General features: G+C 53.1%; 13 protein-coding genes and 1 pseudogene. 9 read left to right on the top strand and 5 right to left on the bottom strand.

Annotation, left to right across the window (positions count from 1 at the left end; all coding sequences use genetic code 11):
• Positions 1–2: 2 nt before the first annotated feature.
• The 5 genes from aroD to ETC02_RS11150 all read left to right on the top strand — a co-directional run bounded on the left by aroD (position 3) and on the right by ETC02_RS11150 (position 6,784).
• Positions 3–776: a type I 3-dehydroquinate dehydratase gene (gene aroD / locus ETC02_RS11170; protein WP_063211432.1), complete on the top strand. Its 774-nt coding sequence runs from the start codon at positions 3–5 to the stop codon at positions 774–776.
• A 24-nt stretch (positions 777–800) separates the two neighbouring features.
• Positions 801–1,535, top strand: coding sequence for a CaiB/BaiF CoA transferase family protein (locus ETC02_RS11165; RefSeq protein WP_063211434.1), 735 nt, complete (start codon positions 801–803; stop codon positions 1,533–1,535).
• Positions 1,536–1,708: 173 nt separating this feature from the next.
• On the top strand, positions 1,709–2,746 hold the full coding sequence (locus ETC02_RS11160; RefSeq protein WP_171698275.1) for a LacI family DNA-binding transcriptional regulator: 1,038 nt from the start codon (positions 1,709–1,711) through the stop codon (positions 2,744–2,746).
• A gap of 6 nt (positions 2,747–2,752) precedes the next feature.
• Positions 2,753–3,319, top strand: coding sequence for a shikimate kinase (locus ETC02_RS11155; RefSeq protein WP_015375117.1), 567 nt, complete (start codon positions 2,753–2,755; stop codon positions 3,317–3,319).
• A gap of 210 nt (positions 3,320–3,529) precedes the next feature.
• Complete coding sequence (locus ETC02_RS11150) at positions 3,530–6,784, top strand: hypothetical protein (RefSeq protein WP_063211437.1); 3,255 nt, start codon at positions 3,530–3,532, stop codon at positions 6,782–6,784.
• Positions 6,785–6,919: 135 nt separating this feature from the next.
• Here the strand turns inward: ETC02_RS11150 and ETC02_RS11145 are convergent, their stop codons facing one another.
• Positions 6,920–7,396, bottom strand: coding sequence for a hypothetical protein (locus tag ETC02_RS11145; RefSeq protein ID WP_044742358.1), 477 nt, complete (start codon positions 7,394–7,396; stop codon positions 6,920–6,922).
• A 153-nt stretch (positions 7,397–7,549) separates the two neighbouring features.
• On the opposite strand from ETC02_RS11145, the gene ETC02_RS11140 reads away from it, so the two are divergent.
• From ETC02_RS11140 to ETC02_RS11130, 3 genes are all read left to right on the top strand, one after another.
• Positions 7,550–9,595, top strand: coding sequence for a glycosyltransferase family 39 protein (locus ETC02_RS11140; RefSeq protein WP_063211439.1), 2,046 nt, complete (start codon positions 7,550–7,552; stop codon positions 9,593–9,595).
• A gap of 240 nt (positions 9,596–9,835) precedes the next feature.
• Positions 9,836–10,798 (top strand): glycosyltransferase family 2 protein, encoded by a 963-nt coding sequence (locus ETC02_RS11135; RefSeq protein WP_063211441.1) that lies wholly within the window; start codon positions 9,836–9,838, stop codon positions 10,796–10,798.
• Positions 10,770–11,174 (top strand): GtrA family protein, encoded by a 405-nt coding sequence (locus tag ETC02_RS11130; RefSeq protein ID WP_094238821.1) that lies wholly within the window; start codon positions 10,770–10,772, stop codon positions 11,172–11,174. The genes ETC02_RS11135 and ETC02_RS11130 overlap by 29 nt, the downstream gene beginning before the upstream one ends.
• Positions 11,175–11,259: 85 nt before the next feature.
• Here the strand turns inward: ETC02_RS11130 and ETC02_RS11125 are convergent, their stop codons facing one another.
• Together ETC02_RS11125 and proB are read right to left on the bottom strand one after the other, a co-directional pair.
• Positions 11,260–12,504 (bottom strand): glutamate-5-semialdehyde dehydrogenase, encoded by a 1,245-nt coding sequence (locus ETC02_RS11125; RefSeq protein ID WP_063211443.1) that lies wholly within the window; start codon positions 12,502–12,504, stop codon positions 11,260–11,262.
• The gene (gene proB, locus ETC02_RS11120) at positions 12,501–13,625 is read right to left on the bottom strand and encodes a glutamate 5-kinase (RefSeq protein WP_063211445.1); all 1,125 of its coding nucleotides are present in this window, start codon (positions 13,623–13,625) and stop codon (positions 12,501–12,503) included. Before proB ends, ETC02_RS11125 begins: the two co-directional genes overlap by 4 nt.
• Before the next feature lie 507 nt (positions 13,626–14,132).
• On the opposite strand from proB, the gene ilvD reads away from it, so the two are divergent.
• Entirely contained in the window at positions 14,133–15,812 is a 1,680-nt protein-coding gene (gene ilvD / locus ETC02_RS11115; RefSeq protein WP_033006220.1) for a dihydroxy-acid dehydratase, read from the top strand.
• A gap of 516 nt (positions 15,813–16,328) precedes the next feature.
• Here ilvD and ETC02_RS11110 read toward each other — a convergent pair.
• Positions 16,329–17,618: an MFS transporter gene (locus tag ETC02_RS11110; protein ID WP_050367393.1), complete on the bottom strand. Its 1,290-nt coding sequence runs from the start codon at positions 17,616–17,618 to the stop codon at positions 16,329–16,331.
• A 33-nt stretch (positions 17,619–17,651) separates the two neighbouring features.
• Positions 17,652–18,191, bottom strand: a pseudogene (locus tag ETC02_RS11105) (IS630-like element ISBs2 family transposase); the annotation flags it as partial.
• Positions 18,192–18,326: the final 135 nt, after the last annotated feature.

The following is an 18,326-nucleotide window of genomic DNA, read 5'->3' as shown; positions in this document are numbered from 1 at the left end:
ATATGGCGATTGCAAAGCGTGCTGTCCGTGTGCGCAATGTCTTGATCGGGGGAGACGAACCGTGCATTTGCGCCCCGGTCGTCGGAGCGGACGCGAAGCAAGTGTTGGAGGAAACAAGGCAAATCACGGAGAAAAAGCCGCATCTCATTGAATGGAGGGCGGACTTTTTCGAGGCGATTCGGGACGAACAGGAAGTGGCGGCCACATCGAGAAAGATGCGGGCGATTGCCGGAGACATCCCGATTTTGTTTACGGTTCGTTCCGAACAGGAAGGCGGGCAACCGATTTCGTTGACGGAAGAGGAAAAGATTCGGTTGTTTGAAACCGTCTGTGAAAGCGGGGCGATCGATTTGCTTGATTACGAGCTTGCCCATGGGACGCGCATCCCGATCGTCCGGGAGCTGACGCGCCGCTATGGAGTGCGCCTTGTGTTGTCTTACCACAATTTTGATCATACGCCATCGAAGGAAGAGCTTGTCGCGAAAATGCGTCAAGCGGAACAATGCGGCGCCGACATCGCGAAAGCAGCTGTGATGCCGAAAACGCGGGGGGATGTGCTCACGCTGCTGCAGGCGACGGAAGAAGCGCGAAAAGAGGTGGACATCCCGCTGATCACGATGTCGATGGGGGCATTGGGCGCCATCACCCGCCTGGCAGGCGGATTGTTCGGCTCTGCCGTCACCTTTGCAGTCGGACGGCAAAGCTCGGCGCCGGGGCAAATTCCGATTGAAGACGTCCGGACCGCGTTGTCGGTCATCATGACATACGGACAATAAATCGAAATGGGGGAGGAGATTGTCATGGCGCGTTTGCCGCTGGAAGGCGTCAAAGTGCTCGATGTGTCGACAATGATCGCGGCGCCGTTTGGGGCGGTTTTGCTCGGTGATTTTGGCGCCGATGTCATCAAGGTGGAATTGCCAGGAAAAGGGGATACGCTCCGCCATGTCGGGCCGTTCAAGGATGGGGAGCCGCTCCGCTGGCCCGGACTGGCGCGCAATAAACGGTCGCTCACGTTGGATTTGCGCAAAGAAGAAGGAATGAATATTTTTAAAGAGCTTGTCCGCCACGTCGATATTGTCATCGAAAATTTCCGCCCCGGCACGCTCGAAAAATGGGGCGGCGGATATGAAGAACTGAAGCGGATCAATCCGAAGCTGGTGATGATTCGCGTCTCGGGCTACGGGCAAACAGGTCCGTTTCGCGAGAAAGCCGGATTCGGCACGCCGGCGACGGCGTTCAGCGGGTTTACGTATTTGCAAGGGTATCCGGACCGTCCGCCGGTCAGCCCGATTTTGAGCATTAAAGATATTTTTGAGCATCCGCATTACCAAGCAAGGGAAAACATCATCGAAGTCGCCCATCCGCGCCTTGGCAAAATTAAAATGCCCGGCATTGTGCCGAAATTCGAAAAAACACCAGGTGCCATCCGCCGCACTGCTCCGGATTTAGGCGAGCATACCGAAGAGATTTTGCAAACGATGCTTGGCATGTCCAAGGAAGACATTGAGCGGCTGCGAGAAAACGAGATCATATGAATGAACGAACGGCGGCTTGCCGCCTTCCCGGCTCCTTGCCTTGTGCGAGGCTGCCGGGTTTTTTGTTTCGAAGTTTGTTTTCCCGGCAGCCCACGCCTTGCATTGACACTGCTTGCCGCCAGCCTTTATACTTTTGATAGGTGAAAGCGACGGTAAAGCAGGTGATTCGAACGGTGTCAGATAAAAAGCGTTCCCGCGTGACGCTCGAACAAGTCGCCAAACACGCCGGCGTGTCGCGGGCGACCGCCTCGCTTGTCGTCCGTGGGAGTCCGAATATTTCGAAAGAAACGCGAAAAAAAGTGCTCCAAGCGATGAAAGAGCTTGGCTACGTCTATGACCGCGTGGCGGCCAATTTGCGTTCGCAGCGTTCGTCGACAGTTGGTCTTATTATCACCGAACTTGACAACCCGTTTTTTTCCGAATTGCTCGTTGGCGTCCATGAGGCGCTCGATCAGGAAGGATATACGGTCATTTTAGGCACGACGTTTGACCGGCCGGAAAAACAAGACGCCTTATTGTCGACGATGCTGGAGCATCGGGTGGGCGGTGTGATCATGAGCCCGGTTCCTGGATGTTCGGCAGAGATGCTCGAGCGGCTGCGGCAGTGGGATATTCCTGTTGTATTGTTTGCCCGTGATGAACTTCCGGCCGGACAGTTTGATTATATTGGGATCGATAATATAGCCGGCGGGCGGATGGCGGTCGAGCATTTGCTCGAAGGCGGCCATCGGCGCATCGCCTTTATCGGTGGGTCTCCGCAATCGTCCGTATGGAAAGCGCGCCGGTCGGGGTACAGTGAAGCGTTGCGTGCGGCGGGCATCGAGATGGATGACACGCTGCTTGTGCCATCGGCGACGACAAGGCAAGGCGGGCGGATGGCGGTCAAACGCCTGTTGCAGCACCCGAACCCGCCGACAGCGCTCTTTTGTTACAACGATGTCGTCGCGTTTGGGGCGATGCTTGGCTTAAAAGAGGAAGGGATCGTTCCAGGGCGCGACATCGCGGTCGTCGGGTTTGACAATATTCAAGAATCGGCGCTGTTTCAGCCGCCGCTCACAACTGTCGCCGCGTTTCCTGAGAAGATCGGCGCCTATGCGGCCAAGCAGCTGCATGAACGCATGAAAGGGGATGCGAGTGCACCGAAACGGACGATTTTGCATCCGGAGCTTGTCATTCGCCAGTCTTCTGGGAAGAGAGAGGAAAAGAGGTGAAGCAGCGTGGAGAGGCAGACGGTCATCCCGCTTCGCGAGCGAAATATCATTTTGATCGGCTTTATGGGGGCGGGGAAAACAACGATCGGGCAGCTTGTCGCGAAGAAGCTGTACCGCGACTTCATCGATGTCGACGCGGAAATCGAGCGGCGGCACGGGATGACGATTCCGGAGATGTTCGCGCAAAAAGGGGAAGCGTATTTTCGGCAGGTTGAGCGCGAGCTGATCGTTGATTTATGTACGAATACGAGGTTGAAAATTCTTTCGCTCGGCGGCGGCGCGTATTTGCAGGAAGACGTGCGGCGCGCCTGTTTGGCCCACGGCATCGTCTTTTTCCTTGACTTGTCGTGGGAGCATTGGAAGGAAGAGCGGCTGCCGCTTATTGTCGACAGCCGGCCGGTGTTGAAAAACAAAACGTTGGAAGAAGTGGAGCAGCTCTTTTTCCAGCGCCAATCAGCCTATGCGCTCCATCATTCCCGCGTCATTATCAATGAGCTCGAGGCTGAACAGGCGGCGGACCAAATTGTTCAGTCGATTAAATGGACATGGGATGTGTACGAGCCGAACCGTTGAGAGGATTTAGCCGCGGGCAAGCAAGCTCCTAGGCAAAGGGGCTTGCTTTTTTGATTTCCTCATTGGCAAGGGTTGCCGCCACTTGATTGGAAATGGACTTCGGTTGACCAAAAAAGAAATTTCGAATGCCGCATCCGCCTGTTCTTGCCGGACAATCGTTTCGTTTGTTATAAATAGGGGAAATAGGTGAAAGATTGGGAGAGTGGGGAGATGGAGAAGCGGGTGTTCAGCTGGCTTTATGTGTATATGGTCTTGGCAGTGCTGGTTCTGTTCGCGCCCTATTGGCTTTGGTGGCTGAAACCAGAAACAAAGCTTAATTTGCTCATTGTCGACAAAACGGTGCCCGATCGGTCGTATCGCGAGCATCAAGGGCTCGTTTGGGTCTTGAATCAGCAAAAATACGTCCACGGCAACGGAGAGCGATACAAAGCTGCGCGCGATTACGCCGGGTTTGCGCCGAAACAGGATGAAACGTACGAGGTGCGGCCGCTGCCAAAGGAGATGGCACGGTACGATGCGGTCTATATCGTTGACACATATGGGGTATATGAGGAAGAGTTTGTCCACAAGCAAACGGACGGCGCGCGGGCGAAAGTGTACGGCGGGCTTGAGCGGCAGGAGATGGAGTCGCTTTGGCGGTTTGCCCGCCAAGGCGGGAAAACGTTGATCGCCGAGTTCAATTCGATGGCCCATCCGACAGAAAACGAAGTGCGCGCCTCGTTTGCCCAGCTGTTCGGCCTTGAGTGGACCGGCTGGATCGGCCGTTATTTTCCTGATTTGAACAGCCAGGAAGTGCCAGTGTGGGTGAAAGAAAACTACAAAGCGCAATACGGAAAGGCGTTTTCGTTCCGCGGGCCGGGTATGGTGTTGGTCGATGAGTCGGATCGGCTTCTTGTCCTCGATCGGCGCGACCTTGGCGGCGGTGGCGTCATGTTTTCCTCCACAAAAGCGGGGGAAGCCCGTTGGGGCGGCAAGATGCGCACATCGTATTCGTATTGGTTTGACATCGTCAAGCCGCTTGATGAGCGCATGGTGCTCGCAACGTACACGCTGTCGCTGTCTGAGCGCGGGAAAGAGAAGCTGCGGGCGATCGGGCTGCCGTTTTCCTTTCCGGCCGTTGTCCGCTATGAGACAAAGACGTATCAGTCGTATTACTTTTGCGGCGATTACGCTGATCAAGGGGAACTGCCTTCCGTTTATCAGACCGTGGGGCTGGATGTATGGCGCAAATGGACGGAGGACGGCCGCTCGGACAACGGCGCGGCCTTTTACTGGAAGGCGTACGTGCCGATGATGAAAGCGATTTTGCGGGAAATCAAGGCATATAAGGAAGATGGCAAGCTGCAGGACGCCGTTCAAACGGTGGAACAAAGCGGCGTCCGCTTGGCGGGAACGGTCGGGCGCGACTATTTGCAAGTATACCGCAACGGGAGATGGGAGCCGCTGCTCATCAAAGGAGTCAACCTCGGCATCAGCAAACCCGGCGCGTTTCCGGGAGAGGCGAAGATTACGAAGGAAGAATATTTCCGCTGGCTGCAGTACATCGGGGCGATGGGGGCGAATGCCATCCGCGTCTATACGATCCACCCGCCGGCGTTTTACGAAGCGCTTTACGAGTACAACCAAATAGCGAAGCAGCCGCTTTATTTGTTCCATGGCGTCTGGATCGATGAAGGGGCGATGCTGCGGACGAAGGATGTGTGGGCGCCTGAGGTGAGTGAGGTGTTTCGCACGGACATTCGCCGTACGATTGACCTCGTTCATGGCAAGGCCCGCATTGCAAAACGGCCTGGGCATGCCGGCGGGATGTACCGATACGACCTTTCTCCGTATGTTCTCGGCTGGATTTTCGGTGTCGAGTGGGATCCGGACGTTGTGGCGGCGACGAACGAAAAACACCCGAAGCAGGGCGACTACCGCGGCAAATACGTATACACGAAAGGAGCGAGCCCGTTTGAGGCATGGCTGGCCCGTATGATCGACGAAGCGGTGGCGTATGAAACGGAAACATACGGCTGGCAGCGGCCGGTCAGTTTTACGAATTGGGTGACGACCGACCTCCTCCGCCATCCGGCCGAACCGTTTGTGAAAGAAGATTTTGTTTCCGTCAACCCCAATGTCATGTACGCCACTCACGAGCTGCAGGCCGGGTTGTTTGCGTCATACCATATTTATCCGTATTACCCTGACTTTTTGAATCGTGAGGAAAAATACGTCAGCTATGTTGACCAACGCGGCGAGCAGAACAGCTATGCCGCCTACTTGCATGACATGAAGGCGGCGCACCGGATGCCGATTTTGGTCGCTGAATTTGGCGTTCCTTCTTCGCGCGGCATGGCGCATCGAAATGTACACGGGAAAAATCAGGGGTTTTTGTCGGAACAAGAACAAGGAACGATCGACCGGGAGCTGTTTGAGGACATCGTCCATGAGTGGATGGCGGGAGGGCTGTTGTTTTCCTGGCAGGATGAATGGTTCAAGCGGACATGGAACACAATGGATTATGACAACCAGGACCGCCGCCCGTTTTGGCTGAACGTGCAGACGAACGAACAACAATTTGGATTGCTTCGGTTTGAGCCAGGTCCAAGCGCAGCCGCGATGATGAAGGTCGACGGCCGAAAAGACGATTGGACATTCAACGGAATCCGGCCGGCTTGGACAGAGGGCAAGCGGGCGCTGTACGTCACAAGCGATGAAGGGTATTTGTATGTGCGGCTTGACAGCGGACGCATCACCGATCGGACGACGGTCTACATGGCGTTTGACACGATTCCGAACCAAGGGCAATCGCTCCTGCCCGGCCTGTCTGGCGTCCGGACAGCGGGAATTGACTTTGCCTTGGTCATTCATGGAGAACAGAGCGCCCGGCTGCTTGTCGACAGCTACTATGACACGTTTTACTTCCATTACGGAAAAGAGCTGCATATGATGCCGGCGGCCCCGTACGCCAATCGCAAAGATAACGGCGTCTACCACCCGATTCGCCTGACGTTGAACAAAAAATTGGAGGAAGCCCGCGGCAAGGCTGTGCCGTTCGACTCATATGAAACAGGGGTGTTGCGGTTTGGCACGGCCAACCCCGACGATGAGGCATACGATTCACTCACGGATATCAGCGTCAGCCGCGATGGCGATATGTACGAAATCCGCCTGCCATGGGCGCTTTTGAACGTGACCGATCCGAGCCGGCGCGAGGTGATGGGCGACATGTGGTCGAAAGGCGGGCTCAAAAGCCGTGTCATCGTTGAAGGCATTCGTCTTGGTTTGTACGTTGAGGATGGAGACGATTCGTTTTCTTTCCCGGCGATGAACGGGAATGTGCTGCCGGCCGCGCGATTTTATGAGTACACGTGGCCGGTGTGGGAGGCGCCGCGCTATCATGAGCGGCTGAAGCAGTCGTATGAGGTGATGAAAGAGGCGTTTTCACGCGTGGACATCGCAAAGCAGCAGGGAGTGGAATAAAAAGAAAAGGGCTTGCCTCCTCTCGACATCGCGATCATTCATCAAAGCAGGCGCCTGTTCAAACAACAGAAGGCAGAAGCCAAACCGATCGTCAAGCAGGAAAGTGCCGGCGGCCGGTTTGGCTTTTTTCGTTTTTTAAGAGATTTCGTTTTGTCCAGCCCGGGAACGGAGTTTTCGTTCATGTTGGAGGGTTTTGCGGGCGAGGAAGTCGACGGTTTCCTGTGTTTCCGACCATTCAAGGCGCCAATAGTTCATTTTCGTTTCCAAGCGCTCAAACCGAGCGTCGGTGCGTTTTTCCAGATCCAAGAGTTTTTGGTGCAACCGGTCTTCCGTTTCGCGAATTTTGGCATACAGCCGATTTTCTGTATCTTGGATCTCCGCGCGCAGTCGGTTTTCCGTATCTTGGATCTCCGCGCGCAGTCGGTTTTCCGTGTCTTGAATTTCAGCGCGTAGCCGGCTTTCCGTATCTTGAATTTCAACACGCAGTCGGCTTTCAGTATCTTGGATTTCGGTGCGCAGCCGATCTTCCATTTCCTTCATTTGTTGTTGGATTTTTCCGGAATGCAAGTCGAGCGCCTTTAAAATTTGTTGCACGATGGTGGCTCCTTCCACACGATTCACCTCCTTTCGCCTTTTATCATAGCACACGTCTGCGGTCAGCGAAATGAAAACCTTGTCCATTCGCTCGATTTTTTCACCAAACTTTCACCAACACGGGGTAACGTAACGGCAGGAGACGAAGAACATGACGGAAAGGGAGAGTCGATGAAGAAAATACAATGGAAATGGGATGGATGGATTGCTGCGATCATGGCTTGGTCAGCTTTTTTGCACTTCTATCAAATTGGAAACAGCGGTTCCAATGTGTATTATACGGCGGCGGCGAAAAGCATGGCCGCAAGTTGGAAGGCGTTTTTCTTCGCCGCGCTTGATCCGGAGGGATTCATTACCGTTGATAAGCCGCCGGCGGCGCTTTGGCTGCAGGCGTTGAGCGTGAAAGTGTTCGGAGTGAGCGATTTTAGCGTGCTTCTTCCGGAAGCGTTGGCGGGGGTTGCCTCGACGTGGATGATGTACGTGATCGTCAAGCCGTGGGCGGGGCGGATAGCGGCGCGCTGGGCAAGCTTCATTTTTTCCTGCACCCCGGTGTTTGTTGCCGTGGCGCGTACGAACAACATTGATGCCGTATTGGTGTTTACGCTGCTTGTCGCGGTTTGGATGTTGATGAAAGCCGTCATGACCAAGCGGCTCGCATGGCTGATCGGCAGCTTTGCGGTCGTTGGGGTGGGGTTTAATATGAAAATGTTGCAGGCATACATGGTGCTGCCGGCGTTTTACTTGTTCTATTGGTTGGCGGCGAAAACATCGTGGAAAAAACGGACGGGCCATTTGGCGATGGCCACAGTCGTGCTGCTTGCCGTTTCCCTTTCGTATGCGGGAGCTGTCGCTTTGATTCCGGCCGATAAACGCCCATACATTGGCGGCAGCAAAACCAATTCGGTGTTGGAGCTGGCCCTAGGCTACAACGGCATTGAACGGCTGACGGGGGAGGCCGGGCCGGGCGGCAGAATGGGGACGGATTTTAATGGGAGAGAGAGGTTGACAGAAACGAGCGGCATCACTGCACCGCCAAACGGTGGAGAGAATGGCGCATTTCCTTCAGAAGGAGCACCGCCTTCGATGTCCGGAGCGCCAGGAGCCCCTCCTTCTGCTCCAGGAGGCGGCATGGGCGGCATCGGCCGCGGAGAGATTGGCGATCCCGGCGTTTTTCGGCTGTTCCAGCTTCCTTTAGCCGGACAAGCGAGTTGGCTGCTGCCGTTTGTTATGGTGGTAGCTGTCGGATGGATGGCTGATGTATGGCGCCGCCGCCAAATAACGTTGTTTCATCGTTTCTTGCTCTTTTGGCTTGCTTGGCTTGGACCGATGATGGTGTTTTTTAGCATCGCCGGGTTTTACCATCGTTACTATTTAAGTATGCTGGCTCCGGCGATTGCAGTGTTGGTGGGATCCGGAGGAAAGATGCTCGCTTCGTTTGGAACCGGTGAACGTCGAATGTCATGGCTGTTTCCGACGGCTCTTTTGGCCACTTATGCGTTTGATATATGGATTGCTTGGCAATACAACCACTCATTGTCGGCCGTGTGGCCGATGGCGGTCGGATTTTACGGACTGGCGATCGTTTGCCTCTGGTTGGCGATAGAAGGGCGCGAGCGCTGGCAGCGAATCGTCTATGCGGCCGCGCTGTTTGGTTTGCTTGTGCTGCCGGCGTATTGGTCGCTCACACCTGTGTTGTACGGAACGAACAGCACGATTCCATATGCAGGGCCCGATTTGCGCCGGGAAGGAGGCGCCATGCTGACTGCAGCGATGCCGGCGGGGCAGGACGGGCGCTGGCGGCAAGGGCAAAGGGATGTGCGGTCGGATGAAGGGACTGAGCTTGGAGGCCGCCATTCATTGGCCGCTTTAGTGGCTTATTTAGAGCAACATGCTGGAAAAGCCAAATACTTGGCCGCGACCATTCGAGCAACCGAAGCGGCGGAGATGATGCTTCATACCGACCGCGCGGTGATGGCGATGGGTGGATTTGGGGGAACCGATCCAGTGTTGACCCCCGCGAAGCTGGAGAAGATGGTCCAAAACGGCGAGGTGAAGTATTTCCTTCTCTCTGGAGAGGGACGGGGCGACAATGAGCTGGTGCAATGGATCAAAACGCATTGTCAAGAAGTGCCGTCGTCACAATGGGGCGGTGGGCAAAGCGAGACCTTTGGCGGCATGGGCCGCGGAGGAATGACGCTGTACGTGTACAACGGCTAGCATCTGGTGCTCGAGTATGTTGGCGAATACTTCGATAACGTTTTTCCACTTGCAACGGAAGCGCCGTGCGGTTTTTCGCGAAATCATGGGACGTCGCACGCGAAAAGCTGCGCTTTGAGCACGATGGTGCAAAAACGATGCGGTTTGCATCGCTCTCTTTTTTCGGGTGTGAGGATAGAGGCGTGTGTGAGCTGTCTTTTCGCAGAAAAAGGCAAGAAGCGAACGAAGGAGGGGACATGAATGGCGACCTATTCTGTCATTATCCCTGTATATAATGAGGCGCTGGTCATCCGCGAGACGTACCGGCGGTTGAAAACCGTCATGGAGCAAACGGACGAACCGTATGAATTGTTGTTCATTAACGACGGCAGCACGGATGAGACGCTGGAGATCTTGAGGGAATTGGCCGTGAAGGATGACACCGTGAAGTACATTGACTTTTCCCGCAATTTTGGCCACCAAATCGCCATTACTGCGGGGATGGACTATGCCTCGGGTCAAGCGATCATCGTCATTGACGCTGATTTGCAAGACCCCCCCGAGCTTATTTTAGAGATGATCGAGCGCTGGAAGGAAGGGTATGAAGTGGTGTATGCCCGGCGCGCCAAGCGCAAGGGCGAGACGGTGTTCAAAAGATGGACGGCTTACGTGTTTTACCGGTTGCTGCGAGCGGCGACTGAAATCGACATTCCGGTCGATACAGGCGATTTTCGCCTTATTGACCGGAAAGTGTGCGATCAGTTACGCTATATAAGAGAGCGAAGCCGGTTTGTTCGGGGGCTGGTAAGCTGGGTCGGCTTCCGGCAGACGGCGGTTGAATACGAACGGGAGCCGCGTTTCGCCGGCGAGACGAAATACCCGCTCAAAAAGATGATTCGGTTTTCGCTTGATGGCATCACCTCGTTTTCATACAAGCCGCTGAAGCTGGCGAGTTGGCTTGGGTTCTTGTTGTCGGCGGCCAGCGTTGTAGGGATGTTCGTTGTCCTTTATCTTAAATGGTTTGCTCATTCAACGGTCGCTGGCTGGGCGTCATTGTTGATGGCCGTGCTTCTTGGCAACGGGGTGACACTGCTCATGCTCGGCGCGATTGGCGAATATATCGGCCGGATTTACGATGAAGTGAAAGAGCGTCCGCTCTATATTGTCAATGAAACGTGGGGAGTCGGAACGAAACATGAACGAAAGCCTTCGTATATTCCGTAAAGAAAAACAAGCCGTATGGCGGTTTGGCCTCGTTGGGGTGAGCAATACCGCGGTGGACTTCGCCGTCTTTTTTTTGTTGACTGCTGCAGGCGCTAAGGCGGCGGTTGCCCAAGCCGTTGCCTACGGCGCCGGGATGGCGAACAGCTACATTTGGAATCGGCGTTGGACGTTTCAAGTCAAACGGAAAGCCAATATAAAGGAAGTTTTGCGCTTTCTTGTCGTCAACGGGCTGTCGTTCGGTGCATCGCTTGCCGTTTTGCTGGCCGCGGAACGGCTCGCGCCGCTCTGGCTGGCGAAACTGGCGGCGACAATCGCCGGGATGGCGGTGAACTTTATCGGCAGCCGTTATTGGGTTTTTGTGGAGACGGGAAAATAAGAAAACGATCCGGAAGCCATGCGTTGGGTCCGGATCGTTTTATGCTTTAGAAACTTAGTGAAAACCGTCTTCGTTGCAGCCATCGTTATGACTCCCGAATTTGCCCCGTCCCGTACACGAGCGATTTCGTTGTCGTGATGGCGACAAGCCCCATCGGACCGCGGGCGTGCAGCTTTTGCGTGCTGATGCCGATTTCCGCTCCGTAGCCGAACTGTTCGCCGTCCGTGAAGCGGGTGGAGGCGTTATGGTACAAGACCGCCGCGTCGACCGCTTGGAAAAAGCGGCGGACGTTCGCTTCGTTTTCGGTGATGATCGCTTCCGAGTGCTTCGTCCCGTAGCGGCGGATATGGGCAATCGCCTCATCGACATCGGCGACGAGCTTAACCGCTAAAATCGGCGCCAAATATTCCGCATGCCAGTCGTCTTCCGTCGCCGGTTTGATGAACGGGTGCGATGACGCGAGGCGGTCGTCGCCGCGCAGCTCCACACCGCGGGCGTGCAGCGCCTCAAGCAAGTCGTCGGCATATGGCCAACGCTCATGGATGAGCACCGTTTCGATGGCGTTGCAGACGGACGGACGCTGCAATTTGGCGTTCAGGACGATGTTGATCGCCATTTGCCGCTCGGCTGATTCGTCGATGAACATATGACAGTTGCCGACGCCGGTCTCAAGCACCGGCACGGTGGCGTTTTCGACGACCGAGCGGATGAGCCCGGCTCCGCCGCGCGGGATGAGCACATCCAAGTAGTTGTTGAGACGGAACATACGCTGCGCCGTTTCCCGGCTCGTGTCTTCGAGCAGTTCAATCGCCGTTTCCGGAACGGTCGTCGTGCGGAGCGCTTCTTTCATGACGCGAACGAGCGCTTTGTTCGAATGAAGCGCTGATGAGCTGCCGCGGAGCAGGACGGCGTTTCCGGTTTTCAGGCAAAGGCTGGCGGCGTCGACCGTGACGTTCGGTCGCGCTTCATACACCATGCCGACCACTCCGAGCGGCACGCGCACCGTTTGGATGCGAAGCCCGTTCGGCCGCGTCCACTCGCTGACAACTTCCCCGACCGGGTCGGGGAGGGAAGCGACTTGGCGGACGCCGCCGATGATTTGATCCATTCGTTCGTCGGTGAGCTGCAGCCGGTCGAGCAGAGCCGGTGACAGCCCTTGCTCGCGGCCTTGGGCCATATCTTTTTCGTTTTCTTGCAAAATGAAGGCGCGTTCGCGGTCGATGGCTTTGGCGATCTGTTCCAATGCGGCGTTTTTTTCTTTCGTAGACAGCATGGCTAACGTTTGTGACGCCGTTTTCAACCGTTCGGCTTTTTCGAGCAGTTCGCTCATTTCGATACACTCTCCTTTCGCAACGTGACCCAATTGTCGCGGTGGATGACTTCCGGGCGGTGAAGGTAAGAGTATTGCCGCGCTTCCTCACTCGGAAGTCCTTTTACTTTTTCTAAATCGGCGGCGGCATAATACACTTGGCCGCGGCCGATCGTGATCCCTTTCTCATTGACAACATCGACGACATCCATCGCATGAAAGTCGCCGGAAACGGCCGTGACGCCGGCGGGAAGCAAGCTTTTGCCGCGCGCAAGGAGCGCTTCCTCCGCGCCGCTGTCGACGGTGATCGTGCCGGCGACAGGCGCGTGATACGCGATCCATTGCTTGTGCATTTGCATTTGCTTCGGAAATGGGGCGCCGATGTACGTCCCATCACCTTTTCCGGCTAAAATATCGGCGAGTGCTTCTTTGCCTCGCCCGGTGCCGATAAAGACGCTGACGCCGAAGGACAACGCTTTTTGAGCGGCGAGAAGCTTTGAGCGCATGCCGCCGGTGCCGACTGCCGAGCCGCTGCCGCCGGCCGCTTCGATCATTTCGTCGGTAATGTGCGGCAAAAAGGCGTATTTTTTCGCTTGTGGATTCGTTTTCGGGTTGGCGTCATACAGCCCGTTAATGTCGGTAAGCAACATGAGCGCATCGGCGTGCAAAAAGCCGGCGACAAGCGCCGACAGCATATCGTTGTCGCCAAACGTCAATTCTTCAACGGAAACGGAGTCGTTTTCATTGATGATCGGGATCGCCCCGTGTTCGAGCAGCGTCGTCATCGTGGCGAACAAGTTACGAAACCGTTCGCGGCTGTAAAAGTCGCTGCGCGTCAACAACAGCTGAGCGGCCGTAAAGCCGAATTGGGCGAACGCCGAGCTGTACGCCTGCATGAGCAAGCTTTGCCCGACGGCAGCCGCGGCCTGTTTGCCGGCGATCGTCGTCGGCCGCGCCGGGTAGCCGAGCGGCCCGAACCCGGCGGCGACAGCGCCGGACGTGATGAGAATGACGTCATGGCCGAGCTGTTTCAGATAGGCGATGGCTTCAACATGGCCGTTCAGCTTGTCGCGGCAAAGGCCACCTTTCAGATCGGTGAGCGAGCTGCTGCCGATTTTGACCACTACGCGCTGCCGTTTCATCGCGCTCCTCCCTCCTTTGCGTGTTGAATGGCATGAGTTGGATCGCCTAGCCGTCCTGCGAAGCGGCCGGCCAATAAAAAACGCTTTTCCTCCTTTCGCAAAAGGACGGAAAAGCGTTCCGCGGTACCACCTTTTTTGGCGCCTAAAGCGCCCCCTCGAGCCTGTAACGCAGGCGTGCGGCTTATGTTTGCATAAGCGGCCGTCTAGGGCAGGTTCAACCGGCTTCCCGCGAGGAACCTTCCAGCCTATGGGTTCCACTCTCTGGCGCGTTCCCTCGGTTTACTAGTCCCGTGCCGTTCCTGTTGTTTTCTTGTCAAGGAGTGCAATTTGTAAGAAATTATGACGCCAAATGCTCCGGTTGTCAAGAGGAAAGGCTGATTTTTCTGACTTGTTTTTTCGTCGAAGTGGATTTTGAAATCGCATTCATAATAAAGGTAATTGTCTTTCTATTAGAAAAAGTGGTACAATACTAGCAATCAATCAAACCGCATGATGGAGGGACCGATGATGAAAAAACGGCGCAGCGACATGATCAAAAAAGGATTTGACCGTGCTCCGCACCGAAGCCTATTGCGAGCGGCGGGCGTAAAAGAAGAAGACTTTGATAAACCGTTTATTGCGGTGGTGAATTCATACATCGACATTATTCCGGGGCACGTTCACTTGCAAGAGTTTGGGAGAATCGTGAAAGAAGCGATTCGCGAAGCGGGCGGCGTGCCGTTTGAAATGAACACGATCGGCGTTGACGACGGTATTGCGATGGGCCATATCGGGATGCGCTATTCGCTGCCGAGCCGGGAAATCATCGCAGATTCGATCGAAACGGTTATCTCGGCGCATTGGTTTGACGGCATGGTGTGCATTCCGAACTGCGACAAAATTACGCCGGGAATGATGATGGCGGCGATGCGTCTTAACATTCCGACGATTTTCGTCAGCGGGGGACCGATGAAAGCCGGCGTGACGAAGGATGGGCGGAAAATTTCACTGTCATCTGTATTTGAAGGCGTCGGGGCGTATTTAGGGGGAACGCTCGATGAGAAAGGGCTTGAAGAACTCGAACGGTACGGCTGTCCGACGTGCGGATCGTGCTCGGGCATGTTTACGGCCAACTCGATGAACTGTCTCGCTGAAGCGCTCGGGCTTGCACTGCCGGGCAACGGCACGATTTTGGCGGTCGACCCGGCGCGCAAAGAACTTGTCCGCCAGTCGGCGAAACAGCTCATGTATTTGATCGAGCATGACATTAAACCGCGCGACATCGTCACCGAAAAAGCGATCGACAATGCGTTTGCCCTCGACATGGCGCTTGGCGGCTCGACGAATACGGTGCTGCATACGCTGGCGATCGCCAACGAAGCCGGCATCGAGTACTCGCTTGAGCGCATCAACGAAGTGGCGGCGCGCGTGCCGCATTTGGCCAAACTCGCCCCGGCGTCGGACATCCATTACATCGAAGACTTGCATGAAGCGGGCGGCGTTTCGGCCGTGTTGAACGAGCTGGCGAAAAAAGAAGGCACGCTTCATTTAGATACGCTCACCGTCACGGGCAAAACGCTCGGGGAAAACATCGCCGGCTGCGAAGTGAAAAACTATGACGTCATCCGGCCGATTGACAACCCGTATTCGGAAACGGGCGGGCTCGCCATTTTGTTTGGCAACCTGGCGCCGGACGGCGCCGTCATTAAAACCGGGGCGGTGCAAGGCGGCATCACGCGCCATGAAGGGCCCGCGATCGTCTTCGACTCCCAAGAGGAAGCGCTCGAGGGCATTGCCAGCGGGAAAATCAAGCCGGGACATGTTGTCGTCATCCGCTACGAAGGGCCAAAAGGCGGCCCAGGGATGCCGGAAATGCTGGCGCCGACGTCGCAAATCGTCGGCATGGGGCTCGGCACCAAAGTGGCGCTTGTCACTGACGGCCGCTTCTCCGGCGCCTCGCGCGGCCTATCCGTCGGCCACGTTTCACCGGAAGCGGCCGAAGGCGGGCCGATCGCGTTCATCCAAGACGGCGACATCATCGAGATTGACACGGTGAAACGGACGATCAACGTCAAGCTGTCCGATGAAGAGCTCGAACGGCGGAAGGCGAACTGGAAAGGCTTTGAACCGAAAGTGAAAACCGGCTATCTCGCCCGCTACTCGAAACACGTCACCTCGGCGAGCACGGGGGGGATTATGAAAATTTAGGCGAAATAGGATCAAGGAAGGCGGCGCTCCATCAGCATGAGCGCCGCCTTCCTTTTTCATGTTCAAACCCTTAATAAAAGCCCAAGTCGCCATCCCTCTTCTTCATGCTTTTGCCTGTTTGGCGCCTTAAAAAAGTATTGACATTTTAAAATATTTCACCTATATAAGTTGAAACTTTGTTTTACATCCAGTAGAGCGCCCACCGCATTCTATCAAAATGACTTGTTATGAAGGAAAACAGAATCGAACAATCGGAAAATCTTTATTGAAACTTATATAGGTAGAGTAGAATGATATTTTTTAACCTACTTAAACCTTCACACATTCTCAATAAAACAAACGCAGCATGAAGAATTCGATTGAGCCATCTTTTATCAGATCTTATTGGTTACTTTCATAATTTATTATTGTGGTTCTGGAGTTGTGTCAAAAATTTTTTAAGTAAAGCTCTGTAAAAGAATCTACTTCTAGTTGATTTTGATAATCTCCAATCTTTATACTACTTTTTGTAACTGTTCATTTTCCATAACTCTCACCTGAAGGACTAATTGATTTCTCTTTTTGTGTGCTTCGAACAATGCCCGGAATGAAAATTCCTGTCATGATCAGGGAAATAATAGAAATTACGACTAAGGTAAAAGATAAAGATAGATGGGAAATAATCCAACCTGCTAAAAATGAACCTAAAGCCATCCCGCCTACAGTCAAGGCATCAACTGCTGAGTAAACTCTACCTGCATTACTGTCGTTAGTAACCTGCTGAATCATTGTCCATAACGGAGCATCAGCAATGTTCGCAAAAATACCCATTAGGGTTACAGATCCATATACTACTAAAGTAGCGATGAGTAGACTAAAACTATAGATAGAACTAATGGAGCAAAGAAGAACAGACAAACTCAGTCCTATAACACCAATTATTGCAGATGTTCCTAGTCGTTTGCTTCCAATCCAAGCACCAATGAATACACCCAGTACAGAACCAGCTCCTACTGCAGAATTTAGATAACCAATTCCTGCATCTCCTTGCTGTAGTAGTTTGGATAGTTCAGGGATGAATACCCATGTGGCTCCTACTACTAAATGCGAGGTAATAAGAAAAAAAGTAATTGAACGTGCTTTCGAAACTCTTATAACAAAGGATAACCCTTCTGTAATCTCTCTAAATTTAGTTGTATAACTGTTAGCCATATCTTTCTTAGCGCCCTCAATCTTATTTAGACTACTTGGTAGAGCTAAACTACATAATAGACTTAACAGAAAGGAAATTCCATTAATTAGAAATGTCCAACTCACTCCCCCCATTTTCATAGCTAGTCCAGCTATAACTGGAGCAATTGTTAAAGACGTAGTTCCAATTATATTAGTTAGAGCATTTAATGATAAAAGAAATTCTTTTTCCACTAATTTTGGAATTACCACTAATCTAGCAGAGCGATTAATTAGACCAAATATGACAACTAATAAAATAAGAGTAATATACAGCGAAATAGAATTTATTTGTTGAATTGAGAGGAAACTTAAGATAAACATCAGTATCCCATTTAGAAGATCTGTAATTAGCATCAGTGATTTTCTGGGAAAACGATCCGCGATGTAGCCAGTAAACGGAGAAAAAACAATATACATACATTGCCGAATAATAATGAACGCTGTCATGGCTAAAGCACCAGCTGTATTGTATAGCAACGCTGACATACCGACGAAATAAATCCAATCTCCAATATTAGACAAAAAAGAAGCAATCAGCAGGGGGCGAGACCCAGGTGAGAAAAAGGCAATCTTAAAATCCTTAAAAAAATTCATACTAAATCCTCCTATATAAGTTGAATTAAAGATTTACAACTGAACACACAAACGATCGATCGTTTGTTCTGGTTTCTGGTTGATTCGCTGAATAAAGGCTTGGACATTCTTTCTAATTTCTTGCACACTCGAATAGAACACGTTGTAAATCACGTCTGATTTTAGCCATTTCCATAGCCCTTCAATCAAGTTCAATTGCGGACTGTATGGTGGCAAAAAGACGAGCTCTAACCGATCTTCGTGTTCTTTTAAAAATGGCTGAATGAGTTTGGCATGGTGAATTCGAGCGTTATCTAAAATCATCACTATTTTGCCTGTGGGATAGCGTTCTAACACAAGTTGAAGAAATCGAAGAAATGTTTCCGCGTCATAGCGTTCTTCTTCGATGCAAAACACTTCCCCTGTTTCGTAGTTTAACGTGCCAATCACCTTCAGCCCTTGATGTTTTCCAAACGTCGGAATGATTCGTTGTTTTCCTTTGACAAACCATGTTTTTTGAATCGCTTGGTAATCACGAATCATCGACTCATCTTGAAAGAGGACATGGGCGATGTTCCCATCTACCAGTTTTTTTTACTTCACCTGAATCCGTGACAAAACATCTTTACAATGGTCGCAAACCGTTGATACGATAAGGGAAAACGACGTTGACGATTCTTCATCAAGTAGGTGATATGATGAAAGATTTCCCGATTCGGTTTGTATTGA

Source organism: Geobacillus sp. DSP4a, assembly GCF_013096875.1.
GTDB lineage: Bacteria > Bacillota > Bacilli > Bacillales > Anoxybacillaceae > Geobacillus > Geobacillus thermophilus.
The sequence above is the reverse complement of the archived record's forward strand: the minus strand, read 5'-3'. Positions and strand labels throughout refer to the sequence as shown.

Excerpts from the sequence above, each read along its gene's own strand:
- ilvD (WP_033006220.1), top strand. The coding sequence starts at position 14,133 with ATGAAAAAACGGCGCAGCGACATGATCAAAAAAGGATTTGACCGTGCT.
- ETC02_RS11135 (WP_063211441.1), top strand. The coding sequence starts at position 9,836 with ATGGCGACCTATTCTGTCATTATCCCTGTATATAATGAGGCGCTGGTC.
- proB (WP_063211445.1), bottom strand. The coding sequence starts at position 13,625 with ATGAAACGGCAGCGCGTAGTGGTCAAAATCGGCAGCAGCTCGCTCACC.
- ETC02_RS11110 (WP_050367393.1), bottom strand. The coding sequence starts at position 17,618 with ATGAATTTTTTTAAGGATTTTAAGATTGCCTTTTTCTCACCTGGGTCT.
- ETC02_RS11140 (WP_063211439.1), top strand. The coding sequence starts at position 7,550 with ATGAAGAAAATACAATGGAAATGGGATGGATGGATTGCTGCGATCATG.
- ETC02_RS11165 (WP_063211434.1), top strand. The coding sequence starts at position 801 with ATGGCGCGTTTGCCGCTGGAAGGCGTCAAAGTGCTCGATGTGTCGACA.
- ETC02_RS11150 (WP_063211437.1), top strand. The coding sequence starts at position 3,530 with ATGGAGAAGCGGGTGTTCAGCTGGCTTTATGTGTATATGGTCTTGGCA.
- aroD (WP_063211432.1), top strand. The coding sequence starts at position 3 with ATGGCGATTGCAAAGCGTGCTGTCCGTGTGCGCAATGTCTTGATCGGG.
- ETC02_RS11125 (WP_063211443.1), bottom strand. The coding sequence starts at position 12,504 with ATGAGCGAACTGCTCGAAAAAGCCGAACGGTTGAAAACGGCGTCACAA.
- ETC02_RS11130 (WP_094238821.1), top strand. The coding sequence starts at position 10,770 with ATGAACGAAAGCCTTCGTATATTCCGTAAAGAAAAACAAGCCGTATGG.